The following is a 12,197-nucleotide window of genomic DNA, read 5'->3' as shown; positions in this document are numbered from 1 at the left end:
GTGATCAGTTTCACCAGCGCCCAGCTCACCGCCTGGATCGCCATGCTGATCTACCCCATGGCGCGGGTGCTGGCGCTGATCGCCAGCGCGCCGGTGATCGGCAACCGCCAAGTACCGATACGCATCAAGGTCGGGCTGGCGGCCATCTTCACCGTCGTCATCGCCCCCACACTGGACTTGCATGACCTGCCCGACCCGGCTTCGGCCGAAGGCATCCTGATCCTGCTGCAGCAGATGGTGGCCGGCCTGATGATGGGATTCTCGATCCGCCTGATCTTTGCCGCCATCGAGATGGCCGGTGATATCGCGGGCATGCAGATGGGCCTCGGATTCGCCAACTTCTTCGATCCGCAGAACTCCACCATCCGTCCGGTGCTGGCGCAGTTCCTCGGCATCATCGTGGCTCTGACTTTCATCTCCATGGACCTGCATCTGTACATGCTGGCCGCATTGGCCGACAGCTTCCAGTCTTTCCCTATCGCCGGCACGCTACCGTCGGCAGGCGCGTTCCGCACGGCGGCGGAATGGGGCGGCAGCATCTTCGCTTACGCGCTGCAATTCTCGCTGCCGCTCATCGCCGCCCTGCTGATCACCAATCTGGCGCTCGGTGTGCTCACCCGCAGCGCGCCGCAACTGAACATCTTCGCCGTCGGCTTCCCCATCACCATCGGGGTCGGCTTCATCGTGCTGGCACTGGTGCTTCCGTTCCTCGCCCCGCTGCTGGAATACATGTTCCACCAGGCGCTGGATACCGTCGGCCGCATCATGCTGCAACTCGGCGGCCGCCCCGTCCCCGCCCCGCTCTGAAAGCACAAAGTAAAACGGCACACGGATCGCTCCGTGTGCCGTAATGCCGAGAAGGTGATCCCTAACGCAGGTAATCGAACAGCGACAGCTGCGAAACGCGGGCGAAGGACTGTTGCGACGCCTGCAACGCAAGTTGCTGTTTGTTCAGGTCGGTCACTGCCTGGATATAGTCCGTGTCCTGTATCTTCGACAGCGTGTTCTTGTATTGCAACCCCAGTGATTCGCCGGTGGCCTGCAGGGAATCTATCTCGCGCAGACGGCCGCCTATGGTGGCACGCGAAGACAACACGCTGTTCATGGCCTGGTCCAGCGATGCCAGGACCTGTTGCAGCCCCTGGTTGAATTTTGCGGCAGCCTGGGCATCGCCCGGTGCAGGCGGCGCATCCGCCAGCGCGATGAAGTCATTCAGCGTGTCGAACACGTTCTTGTTGGCACTGGGCTTCACATCGAAGGTATCCCCCGATGCGGGTGCGCCGCTGATCTCGAACTGGATGCCGTCGAAAGTGACCGCCTGGCCGCTGACATAGGTGTTGCCGGTAGAAACCGTAGTCGCGGAGGTCAGGTTCTGCACATCGAAGGTCGTCGCGCTGGTGAAGGTCACCCGGTAACTGTTGCCGTTGAACGGCGCGGTCAGCACCTGCCCCTGGTCGATGATGCCGGTGCCGGTGTTACCCGTGCCCGCAGAAGTCTGGAACGAGCCGTTGCCGTTGCGGACCCGCATGAAGATATCGTAACCGGCTTCGGTCGCGGCCATCTGGCGCGAGGCGCTCACCTGTACCTGACGCTGCACATCGTCGCCCTGATAGGTCGTACCCGTCGCCGTCGTGACAAAGGGTTTGACCTTGCCCTGACCGCCCGAGAACAGATAGTTGCCGACACCGTCGGTACTGTTCGCCAGCCCCAGCAGTTCCTGCATGCGGCCGCGCAAGGTGGTGGCGATACCTTTCATGCTGGTGGCATTGGTCATCACACCGCCCGCTTCCACGCCGATGCTCTTCAGGTCCTGCAGTGCCGATGTGACACCGGACAGGACCCCTTCCGCCAGTGCGAGCGTGTTCGCCGCTGCCGTACGGTTCGCCGCGAGCTGGGTGTTGGAGGCATCCGACTGGTTGAGCTCGATGGCGCGCGCCGCCGCCGCCGGATCATCCGCAGGCGACAGCATGCGCTGACCGGTGGCGATCTGCAGATTGGTGCGGGCCAGATTGTTCTGCATCTGCTGCATGGCCGTCACGCCTTCACTGAACAGTGTGCTGGTACTGATGCGCATGATGATTAACCTCCCAGTTGCAGCAATGAATCGAACATGGATTGCGAGATCGCCATGGCCTTCGCCGCAGCCTGATATGCCTGCTGGTATTTAAGCAGATTGGCGGCTTCCTCGTCCAGATTGACGCCGGATACGGACTGCTGCGATTTGGTCACCTGCGCCAGCATGGTGGCCTGCGCCTTGCTGGTCACTTCCAGTTCGCGCGTCTGCGTGCCGACCTGCGACACCAGCTGACCATAGGCCCCCTGGTAGCTGGTCGTGCCGTTGACCAGCGTATTGGCCGTCTGCAGCTGCGCCAGCTTCAGCATGTTGCTGCCGTCAGTGGACGCGTTGGTATTGGTCGTGACGCTGAACGTGTCACCCGCGGCGGGGGTGCCTGTGATTTTCGTGGTCCAGCCGTTGATGGTGATGTCCGCCCCGCTGGTGTAGGTCTGCGCTCCCGCCGGCGCACCGGTCCCGCTCACCGTGTAGCTGGTGGCACTGGTGAAAGTGATGGTGATCGCTTGTTGCAGGTTGGCATTCAGCGGCAGCGTCCCCGCCAGTGTGGGCTGTGCGATGGTCGCGTTGCCCAGATTGGTGATGGGTGCATTGCTACGGACAGGGTTGGCGGCTGCGATCTTGGCCGGGTCGGTGACCAGCAGGCCGAAATCGCGCGCACCCGCCACCGTGGGACGGATCACATAGGAATCACCGGAAACATCGGCAACCGACCCCGCTGTCAGCTGCAGGGTGATGCCGGTACCGGCCACGGTCTGCGGCGTAGCCAAAGCAGCCGGGGTGAACGACTGGACTGCCGTATTGGTGGTGCGGTTGAACAGGGTGTAAGCCGTGCCGTCGAACTGCAGCAGGTAATCGTCCGTGGTCAGTTTACCCGGATCGGCGATGGTCGCAGCCACGGTGGAGTTGCCCACATTGGTGGTCGCTGCCGCGACTTGAGGCGTAGCGATGCTGAAGAATTTCCCGCCCAGGGCACCGGCCAGGTCTTGCCCCTGCTGATGCTGGGTGTTGAACGTGTCGGCGATACCGATGGCGATGCGGCCCAAAGCGTTGCGGGCCGGATCCATGATGGTGTCACGGAAGGTCAGATAACCGCCGAGGTTGCCGCCCTGCAATGCATCCTGCGGGATGCGGCTGATCGCCCCCTTGCTGCTGACATAGGCCAATTCCAGCGTGCTGGGATCGGTTGCCGAGGTCGTGACCTGTACCGAGGACACTTGGGTGCCGATCACCAGCGACTGGCCGTTGCCGATGAAAACGTCCATCGAACCATCCACCTGCTTCACGCTGGTGACCCCGATCTCCTGGCTCAGCTGCGACACCAGATAGTCGCGCTGGTCCAGCAGGTCGTTCGGCAACTGAGCCGGCCCGCCCTGCGCCTGCGCCTTGACGATGTTGTCGTTCAAGGCGGCGATCTGTTTGGCATAGCTGTTGATAAGGTTGGCACTGTTGCTGATCTGCCCGTTCAGGCTGTCGCGGATCTCGACCAGACGGCTGTTCAGCGTGTGCATGCGGTTGTTCAGGGACTGCGCGCTGCCCATCAGGGTCTGCCGCACGGCCAGTGATTCGGGCGAGTTGGCGACCGTGTTGGCCGATGCGAAGAAGTCCTGCAGGGCGGTGTTCAAACCGCCGTCGGCGTCACCCAGCAGGTTGCTGACCTGCACCGACAGGTCGTACTGGGTCGACAGGTTGCTGGAACGGGTCTGTGCCGCAGTGAGCTGCGCACCGAGAAAGTCGCTGTACTGGCGCGTGATGCCGATCACATCCGCACCCGAGCCGAAATACCCCTGGCCCAGGTTCTGCGATATCTGTGTGCCCTGGATGATCTCCTGCCGCGAATAACCCGGCGTGTTCGCATTGGCGATGTTGTGCGTGGTAACGCTGATGCCCGCCTGGGCCACCTTTAGCGCGCTGACACCGATGTTATAGACTGAAGCCATGTGACTCTCCTGACGATCCTTCGCCTAGTTTATCGGCAGGTCGCCAAAATACTTTAGGCCTTTGTGCTGATACTGCCGATCACCCCCGCCAGCTTGTCGGCATAGCGCGGATCGGTGGCATAGCCGGCTTTCTGCAGCGACTGGGCGAAGTCTACCGCATTCGACTGACCCAAGGCACCCGCATAGCGCGGATTCTCGCTCAGCAGGCGGGCATAGTCCTGGAAGGAATCGGCATAGGAATCATAGGCCCGGAAACGGGCAACCTGCTTGCTGGCGACGCCGTCGGCATATTCGGTGGTTGTCACTTCCGCGACTTTGCCCTTCCAGTCGCTGCCGGCCTTGATGCCGAACAGGTTATGGCTGCTGCTGCCGTCGGCATTCCTGATCTCGCGCTTGCCCCATCCGCTCTCCAGCGCCGCCTGCCCCATGATGAAATCGGCCGGCACACCCGTCTTTCGGCTGGCACGCTCGGCATGCGGCTGCATGCGCTCGATGAAACCTTGCTGCGTCATAGGCTGATAAGCGGAAGATACAGCGGCCGGAGCCGGTGCGACGACGACGGGTTGCTGGCCGCTCAACTGGCGCACCATCACATCCGCCAAGCCCACGCCGCGCTTGGACATCTCCTGCGCCAACTGCTGGTCCAGCATGCCGGTGAACAGCTTGGTCTGCTCGCTGTCCATCATACCGTCCTGCGGCGTCGCCTCACGCATGCTCTTCATCATCATGTTGAGGAACACCATCTCGAACTGCTGCGCGACTTTTTTCAGCGCCTGATCCGGTGCCTGTTTCGCCTGATAGCGCAGACGGTCCAGCGCCTGGCTGTCCGCCGCGAGTCCGTTCAAACTGTCCGGTGAGAGTGCCATCGCCCGCCCTTAGATGATCTCAAGTTCCGCGCGCAAGGCACCGGCTGCCTTCATCGCCTGCAGGATGGCCAGCATGTCTTGCGGCGTGGCACCGATGGAATTCAAGGCCTTGACCACATCGCCGAGCGCGACACCGCGCTTCAGATGCAGCAGATTGCCGCCGGACGCCTCGATCTTGATGTCGGCATTGCTGACCGCTGCGGTGTCTCCCCCCGCCAGCGCATTGGGTTGGCTCACTGCATTGTCGGCACTGATGACCACGGTCAGGTTGCCGTGCGCCACTGCGCATTCGGTCAGGGAGACCTGCTGGTTCATCACCACCGAGCCGGTGCGGGCGTTGACGATCACCTTGGCGCTGCCGGCCGCCGCATCGACGGAAAGGTTCTCCAGCCGCGACAGGAACTGCACCCGCTCAAAACCCGGCGGGGCGGAGACCTGCACCGTGCGCGCATCCAGCGCATTGGCGATCATGAAATCGGGAGACACATCGCGATTGATGGTGTCGGCCATGCGTGCGGCCGTGGTGAAATCCGCCGTGTTCAGTTGCAGATAGATATAGTCGCCCTGCCCCAGCGCAGTCGGCACCTCGCGCTCCACTGTGGCACCGGCCGGGATACGTCCCACGCTCAAGTGATTGATCACGGTCTTGCTGCCGCCCGCTGCCGCGCCCGCGCCGCTCACCACCAGACTGCCTTGCGCCATCGCATACACCTGGCCGTTGGCACCTTTCAAAGGCGTCATCAACAGCGTGCCGCCGCGCAGGCTCTTGGCGTTACCGATGGACGAGACCGTGACATCGATGGTCTGGCCTGGGCGCGAGAACGCGGGCAGCGAAGCCGTCACCGTCACCGCTGCCACGTTCTTCAATTGCAGGCTGGTGCCGGGCGGCAGGGTCACGCCCATCTGCGCCAGCATGGTGATTGTGCTCTGCACGGTGAAAGGTGTCTGGGTGGTCTGGTCGCCGCTGCCGTCGAGGCCGACCACCAGGCCGTAGCCGAGCAGCTGGTTCTCGCGCACGCCCTGCACGCTGGCCAGATCCTTGATACGTTCCGCCGCCGCCGGCATCGCGGCCAATCCCAGCAGTGCCGCGCAGATGAGGGTGAGTATGCTTTTCATGACAGTCTCCTAGAACGGCAGGACAGTGGTGAAGATGCGCGCGAACATGCTGGTCACCGCCGCGCCATCCAGATTGGTCGCGCCCTTGTATTCCAGATGCACGTCGGCCACCTTGGTCGACAGCACGCTGTTGCTTCCGCTGATATCGTCCGGATTGACCACGCCGTAGAAGCGCACGTACTCATCCGAATAGCGGATGCTGACCTGCTTCTCGCCCGCCACACGCAGATTGCCGTTGGGCAGCACTTCGGTGACGGTCGCGGTCAAGGTGCCGGTGAAAGTATTGGAACCCGAAGCATCGTTCTTGATGCCGGTCTTGACGCTGCTGTTGCCGGAGAGGCCGCCGGTGATCGCCGGCGAGGTCACTGCCAGACTGCCGGTATTCTCCTGCGTGACGCCCGACTTGCCGGTGGCAGAAGTGGTCTCGACGATGCTGATGGTGACGACATCACCGACCCGGCGCGCACGGCGGTCCTCGAACAGTGGACGGTCGTTCACACCCGCCTGGAAGATAGAGCCGTTGGCCGGTGGCGGCACAGCGCGGTCGTAAGACGGTGCCGCAGTCAGGGGCTCGCGGATATTGGTACTGGGCACACAGCCGACCAGCAGCCAGCCGGCTGCCAGAACGCTGATCACTCCACTCAAATTACGCATGATGCACCTCGTTAGATCTGGCCAAGCCGCTGCAGCATCTGGTCGGATGTGGTGATGGCCTTGGAGTTGATCTCATAGGCGCGCTGGGTCTGGATCATGTTCACCAGTTCTTCAACCACATTGACGTTGGAGGTCTCGACATAGCCCTGGCTCAGGGTGCCGGTACCGTTGGTGCCCGGCACGTTGGTGCTGGGGGTGCCGCTGGAAGCGGTCTCCAGGTACAGGTTCTGCCCCATGCTCTCCAGTCCGGCCGGATTGACGAAAGTCGCCAGCTGGATACTGCCGATCTGCACCGGCGCACTCGACCCGGCCTGCGTGACGCTGACCACGCCGTCCTGGCCGATGGTGATCGAGGTCGCATTGGCAGGGATGGTCAAAGCGGGTTGCACCACAAAACCGTTGGCGGTGACCAGCTGCCCCTGTCCATCTGACTGGAGCGAACCGTCGCGGGTATAGCCGGTCGTGCCGTCCGGCATCAGCACCTGCAGGAAGCCCGCCCCCTGGATCGCCACATCCAGCTGGTTGCCGGTCTGCTGCAGGTTGCCCTGGGTGTGGATGCGCTCGGCCGCCACCGGACGCACACCGGTACCGATCTGCAAGCCCGATGGGATCTGTGTCTGTTGCGAAGACTGCGCACCGGGCTGGCGCAGGTTCTGGTACAGCAGGTCTTCGAACACGGCGCGCGAGCGCTTGAAACCGGACGTATTGATATTGGCCAGGTTGTTGGAGATGACGTCCATCTGGGTCTGCTGTGCTTCCAGACCGGTCTTCGAAATCCACAATGAGCGAATCATGATGCGTGTCCTTTCGGTGTACTGTGCTTGCTTGCCACATTACCCCGCTGCCGGCGAATGCATCCGGCGAACACAAGGAGAAAAACGCGCTTATTCCCGATTTGGCGGATCGCAGCCGGGCTAGCGCCCGGTATCGGGAGACTCAGGGAAGGGATCAGCCGTTGATATTGAGCAGCGAGCTGGCTTTCTTGGCGTTGTCGTTCGCATTTTGCAACAGTTTCATATGCGTATCGAACTGGCGCGCCAGCGTGATCATGTTGACCATGGCCTCCACCGTGTTGACGTTGCTGCCTTCCAGACTGCCGCTGACTACGGTGACATTGGCATCCGCTTCAGCCGGGTTGCCGTCGCGGGTGCGGAACAAACCGTCCTCGCCGCGCACCATCTGCTCTTCCGGCGGATTGGTGAGCTTGAGACGACCCACGGCGATCACGCCGTTCTTCTGGTTGGTGGTCGGCACGGTGGAGATGGTGCCGTCCTTGGCGATGGTGATCGAGGTGTCGGGCGGGATGGTGAGTGGCCCGGCATCCCCCAACACGGTCAGTCCCGTGCGGGTCTGCAGCACACCGTTGGGCGACATCTGCATGCTGCCGTTGCGCGTGTAAGCCTCGTTGCCGTTGGCATCCTGCACCGCGATCCAGCCCTTGCCGTCCAGCGCCACATCCAGCGCGCGACCGGTCTGCTGCATCACCCCCGGCGTGAAATCGGTGCCCGCAGTGGAGTTCACCACGAAGGTACGTGTCGCCAGCCCCTCGCCCTGCAAGGGCACGCTTCGGAACGCGTCGATACTGGCGCGGAACCCGGGCGTGTTGACATTGGCCAGATTGTTCGACACCGTCGCCTGCTGATGCAGGATATGGCTCGCCCCGGTCGCCGCGGTATAGATCAACCTGTCCATGTCAGTCTCCCCTCATCCTTTCACTTAGCGCAGATTCACCAGTGTCTGCAGCACCTGGTCCTGCGTCTTGATGGTCTGCGCATTGGCCTGATACACGCGCTGCGCGGTGATCATGTTCACCAGCTCGGCGGTCAGGTCCACGTTGGAATCCTCCACCGCCGACGACTGCAGCACGCCCAGACTGCTGGAACCCGGCGTGCCGACCAGCGGACCGCCGGAAGATGCAGTCTCCGCCCAGGCGTTGTTGCCCAACGGCTGCAGCCCCTGCGGGCTGGTGAAGTTGGCCAGCACCACCTGCGCCAGTGCTCGCGACTGGCCGTTGGTATAACGGCCGAGGATGGTGCCGTCCGCGCTGGTGGTGAAACCGCTCAGGCGACCGGAAGCAAAACCGTCCTGGGTCAGTGTGTTCACACCAAAGTTGCCGCCGAACTGCGATGTCCCGGTGAAATCGAACTTGATGGTCTGGCTCCCCGCACTGGCGGGGTTCACCACGCTCAGTGTAGTGGCAGTAAAGCCGGCCGGGCTGGGGTTGGATACCGTAAAGGTGTTGGGGCCGGTGATCGCCGTGATGGTAGTGCCGGCAGGCAAGTCACCACCGGTGACCGTCGCCCCCACCAGCAAGCCGGTGGTGGAAGGTCCGGTGATGGAGGTGCTCGCCGCCGCCACGGTGGCCCCCACCACCGAGATGGGCGCAGGCACCGGACTGAAGGCGGCAGAGGTCACCGGCAACGTCGGTGAAGTCAGCGCACCGCTGGTATTGAAGGTCATCGTGGTCAGCGCAGTACCGGCTGCGGGGACCTTGTTGCCATCCACGGTCAGATAGGCACTCCAATTGTTGGCGGCAGTCTTGGCGAAAAACATGGACGCCACATGACTTGAACCCTGACTGTCATACACCGTCAGCGAGGTAGAACTGTTATAGGTCTGCGGGTTGTTCGGATCGAACGGCGTGATGGTCGGCAAGGCCATGCGCGAATCCAGATTGAGACCGACAGCGATATTGGCAGTCGCATTCGGCGTCAGGTCGGCCGCGACGATCTGCAGCGGCACGGGCTGGGCTGCAGTGATCACGCCATTGGTTGCCATATAGCCTGACAACTGATGCCCCTGGCTATTCACGATGTAGCCGGTCTTGTCGAGCTGGAACTGGCCGTTGCGTGTATAGGAGATCGCACCGTTCTGGTCCACCATGCGGAAGAAACCCTGACCGCTGATCGCCGTATCCATGCTGTTGGAGGTGTTGGTGATGTTGCCCTGGGTGAACTGCTGCGCCACGTTGGCGATCTTCACCCCGGTTCCCACCTGCACCGCGCCCGAACCGGCGAGCGAGGTCGCGTACAGATCGGCGAACTGCGCTTGCGACTGCTTGAAACCGATGGTGTTGGAGTTGGCCACGTTGTTGCCGATCGTGTCCAGATGCTTGGCAGATGCGTTCAGGCCACTCAATCCTTGTTGAAAACTCATGACGTCCTCCCTTTACAAGATTTTTCTGATGGCGTTCAGGCCGACTTCGCCCTGATTGCCGATGTTGACCGTGACGCCGCCGCTCGACTGCGCCACGCTGTTGACCAGCCCGTAGGACAGCGTGGTGACGTCGGTCTTCTTGCCGCTCAGTTCCGAAACGGCGGTGAAGGTGTATTTCCCGTCCGCTGCCGTGTCACCGCTATCGGTCATGCCATCCCAATTGAAATCGACGATGCCGCTCTCCTGCGCGCCCAGATGCAGGGTACGCACCAATCCGCCGGATGCATCGGCGATCTGTACCGTGACCTTGTCTGCCGGATCCTTCAATTCGACGCCGCCGTAGGCATTGCCCTTGGTCAGCTCCATGCTGTCGCCGTCGGTGAGCGCCACATGGCCGATCATGGAGACGGCCTGCAGCGACTGGCTGGCCATCATGCTGCTGCTCAGGGCCTGCACGGTCGCGTTGAGTTTGTCGATACCGGTCACCGTGGACAATTGCGCCATCTGCGAAGTGACTTGGGCGTTGTCCAGCGGGTTGAGCGGATCCTGGTTCTTCATCTGCGTGACCAGCAGTTTGAGGAAGCGGTCTTGCGTCGCGCCGATGTCGGCCGAGGATGAGGTCAGCGACTTCGTGGCTGCCGCGCCTGCCGTGCTGCTGTTTACGGAATCAACCATGATCTATCTCCTTATTGGCCGATGGTGAGTGTCTTCATCAACATGGATTTTGAAGTGTTCATCACATCCACGTTGTTCTGGTAGGAACGCGAGGCAGAGATCATGTTCACCATCTCGTCCACCGGGTTCACATTGGGCAGCGTGACATAGCCCTGCTGGTCCGCCATCGGGTGTTTGGGATCGTACACCTTTCTCATCGGCGAGTTGTCCTCCACCACGGCGGAAACCTTCACGCCCGCCCCCACCTGCCCCGCCTGCTGCGCGGTCTCGAACACCACCTGCTTGGCCTTGTAAGGCTGGCCGTCCGGCCCGGTGGTGCTATCCGCGTTGGCCAGATTACTGGCCACCACGTTGAGCCGTTGCGCCTGCGCCGACATGGCGGAACCGGCGATGTTGAACACATTGAACAATGACATGATCAATCCTCCTAATTCTGCAGCGCGGCCAGCACGTCCTTGGCCTTGCCGCTGACGAAACGCACACTCGCCTCATAGCGCAGCGCGTTGTCAGCGAACTGCGCGCGCTCCACATCCATATCCACCGTGTTGCCGTCCGCGCTCGGCTGCACCGGCACGCGGTACTGCACCGGCGCGCCCATCACCGTCTCGCCCGCATCGCCACCGGACAGATGCTTGGCGGCGGTCGCCTCCAGTTGCAGCGTGGCACTCGCCCCCCCCAGCGCCCCTTTCAGCGCGCTGGAGAAATCGATGTCCTTCGCCTTGTAGTTCGGCGTGTCCGCATTGGCGATGTTGGACGCGATCAGCTCCTGCCTCGCGGCGCGCAGATTCAGCGCCACTTGATGGAACTGGAACATCTCGTCTATTCTGCCGCCCATGATGAGCACCCTGCCTTTCGTCGATACTTTTGTGATGGCTCGCATACTAGTCCCGGGGTTTTCCATCCAATCGGACGATTAACGGCAAAAACCCGCTTTATTTCCCCCCTTCGCCCCGCCACCAAAAGATGACAATGCTGCCATGAACATACAGCTGGCTTCTTCATTCCTGCTGATCGGCTGCCTGTGGGGCGGCACGGCGCTGGCTGCGCCGCAGCAGAGCCATGCCGCCATCCGTGCCGCCGCCCTCGCCTACGCGCAGGCGCAAAGCAAGGACCTGCCGGGTGAAGTCCGCATCGAAGTCACTCCAATCGACCGCCGTCTCAAACTCGAACCCTGCGCCACCCTGCAAGCCTTCCTGCCGGCCGGTGCCAAACTGATCGGCAAAACCAGCATCGGGGTACGCTGCACCGCCCAGCCCGGCTGGAGCGTGTTCCTGCAAGCCGACATAAAAGTCGCCGCCGATCTGCTGGTCGCCAGCCGCCCCCTGGCACAGGGCACGGTATTGAGCTCCGCCGACCTCAGTCCGCAACGCGGCGAACTGGGACGGCCCGGCCTCATCACCGACCCGGCACAAGCCATCGGCAAGACCCTCAAGTTCGCGATCGGCGCGGGTCAGGTGCTGCGCCAGGACATGCTGCGCGCCCCGCTACTCATCCGCCAGGGACAGACCGTCACCCTGCGCGCGCGCGGCAACGGTTTCGTCGTCAGTCAGCAAGGGATCGCCTTGAACGACACCGGGGCGGGTGAGATGGTGCGCATCCGCACCTCCAGTTCGCAGGTCATCACCGGCATCACGGTGGCCGAAGGCATGGCGGAGGCGCAGCCATGACGCGTTCCCAAGAAATATTTTCAAAAAACGCTAAAGTTTTTGCATTCGGCAC

General features: G+C 62.3%; 13 protein-coding genes. 2 read left to right on the top strand and 11 right to left on the bottom strand.

The features are described from left to right. Nucleotides 1-807: a flagellar biosynthetic protein FliR gene (fliR, locus tag ACYPYQ_RS03885; RefSeq protein WP_459719980.1), complete on the top strand. Its 807-nt coding sequence runs from the start codon at nucleotides 1-3 to the stop codon at nucleotides 805-807. 61 nt (nucleotides 808-868) lie between these two features. On the opposite strand, the gene flgL is transcribed toward fliR, so the two are convergent. The 11 genes from flgL to flgB form a co-directional block, all read right to left on the bottom strand. Continuing rightward, the gene (flgL, locus tag ACYPYQ_RS03880) at nucleotides 869-2,074 is read right to left on the bottom strand and encodes a flagellar hook-associated protein FlgL (RefSeq protein ID WP_459719977.1); all 1,206 of its coding nucleotides are present in this window, start codon (nucleotides 2,072-2,074) and stop codon (nucleotides 869-871) included. A gap of 5 nt (nucleotides 2,075-2,079) precedes the next feature. Continuing rightward, nucleotides 2,080-4,011: a flagellar hook-associated protein FlgK gene (gene flgK / locus ACYPYQ_RS03875; protein ID WP_459719974.1), complete on the bottom strand. Its 1,932-nt coding sequence runs from the start codon at nucleotides 4,009-4,011 to the stop codon at nucleotides 2,080-2,082. Nucleotides 4,012-4,064: 53 nt separating this feature from the next. Continuing rightward, nucleotides 4,065-4,877 (bottom strand): flagellar assembly peptidoglycan hydrolase FlgJ, encoded by an 813-nt coding sequence (gene flgJ, locus ACYPYQ_RS03870; RefSeq protein ID WP_459719971.1) that lies wholly within the window; start codon nucleotides 4,875-4,877, stop codon nucleotides 4,065-4,067. A gap of 9 nt (nucleotides 4,878-4,886) precedes the next feature. Next, nucleotides 4,887-5,993 carry a flagellar basal body P-ring protein FlgI gene (locus tag ACYPYQ_RS03865; protein WP_459719968.1) on the bottom strand — a complete coding sequence of 369 codons (1,107 nt, stop codon included), beginning with the start codon at nucleotides 5,991-5,993 and terminating at the stop codon, nucleotides 4,887-4,889. A gap of 9 nt (nucleotides 5,994-6,002) precedes the next feature. Then, nucleotides 6,003-6,647, bottom strand: a complete 645-nt coding sequence (locus tag ACYPYQ_RS03860) for a flagellar basal body L-ring protein FlgH (protein ID WP_459719965.1) — start codon at nucleotides 6,645-6,647, stop codon at nucleotides 6,003-6,005. Between the two features lie 11 nt (nucleotides 6,648-6,658). Next, entirely contained in the window at nucleotides 6,659-7,441 is a 783-nt protein-coding gene (gene flgG / locus ACYPYQ_RS03855) for a flagellar basal-body rod protein FlgG (RefSeq protein ID WP_459719962.1), read from the bottom strand. 154 nt (nucleotides 7,442-7,595) lie between these two features. Beyond that, nucleotides 7,596-8,339 carry a flagellar basal-body rod protein FlgF gene (gene flgF / locus ACYPYQ_RS03850; RefSeq protein WP_459719959.1) on the bottom strand — a complete coding sequence of 248 codons (744 nt, stop codon included), beginning with the start codon at nucleotides 8,337-8,339 and terminating at the stop codon, nucleotides 7,596-7,598. 24 nt (nucleotides 8,340-8,363) lie between these two features. Then, nucleotides 8,364-9,803, bottom strand: a complete 1,440-nt coding sequence (gene flgE, locus ACYPYQ_RS03845; protein ID WP_459719956.1) for a flagellar hook protein FlgE — start codon at nucleotides 9,801-9,803, stop codon at nucleotides 8,364-8,366. Between the two features lie 12 nt (nucleotides 9,804-9,815). Then, complete coding sequence (locus ACYPYQ_RS03840; RefSeq protein ID WP_459719953.1) at nucleotides 9,816-10,478, bottom strand: flagellar hook assembly protein FlgD; 663 nt, start codon at nucleotides 10,476-10,478, stop codon at nucleotides 9,816-9,818. A gap of 11 nt (nucleotides 10,479-10,489) precedes the next feature. Further along, entirely contained in the window at nucleotides 10,490-10,894 is a 405-nt protein-coding gene (flgC, locus tag ACYPYQ_RS03835; protein WP_459719950.1) for a flagellar basal body rod protein FlgC, read from the bottom strand. A gap of 11 nt (nucleotides 10,895-10,905) precedes the next feature. After that, nucleotides 10,906-11,313 (bottom strand): flagellar basal body rod protein FlgB, encoded by a 408-nt coding sequence (gene flgB / locus ACYPYQ_RS03830; protein ID WP_459719947.1) that lies wholly within the window; start codon nucleotides 11,311-11,313, stop codon nucleotides 10,906-10,908. Nucleotides 11,314-11,455: 142 nt separating this feature from the next. On the opposite strand from flgB, the gene flgA reads away from it, so the two are divergent. Next, nucleotides 11,456-12,145 carry a flagellar basal body P-ring formation chaperone FlgA gene (gene flgA / locus ACYPYQ_RS03825; protein ID WP_459719944.1) on the top strand — a complete coding sequence of 230 codons (690 nt, stop codon included), beginning with the start codon at nucleotides 11,456-11,458 and terminating at the stop codon, nucleotides 12,143-12,145. Nucleotides 12,146-12,197: the final 52 nt, after the last annotated feature.

The organism is Sideroxyarcus sp. TK5, from assembly GCF_054601595.1.
The sequence above is the reverse complement of the archived record's forward strand: the minus strand, read 5'-3'. Positions and strand labels throughout refer to the sequence as shown.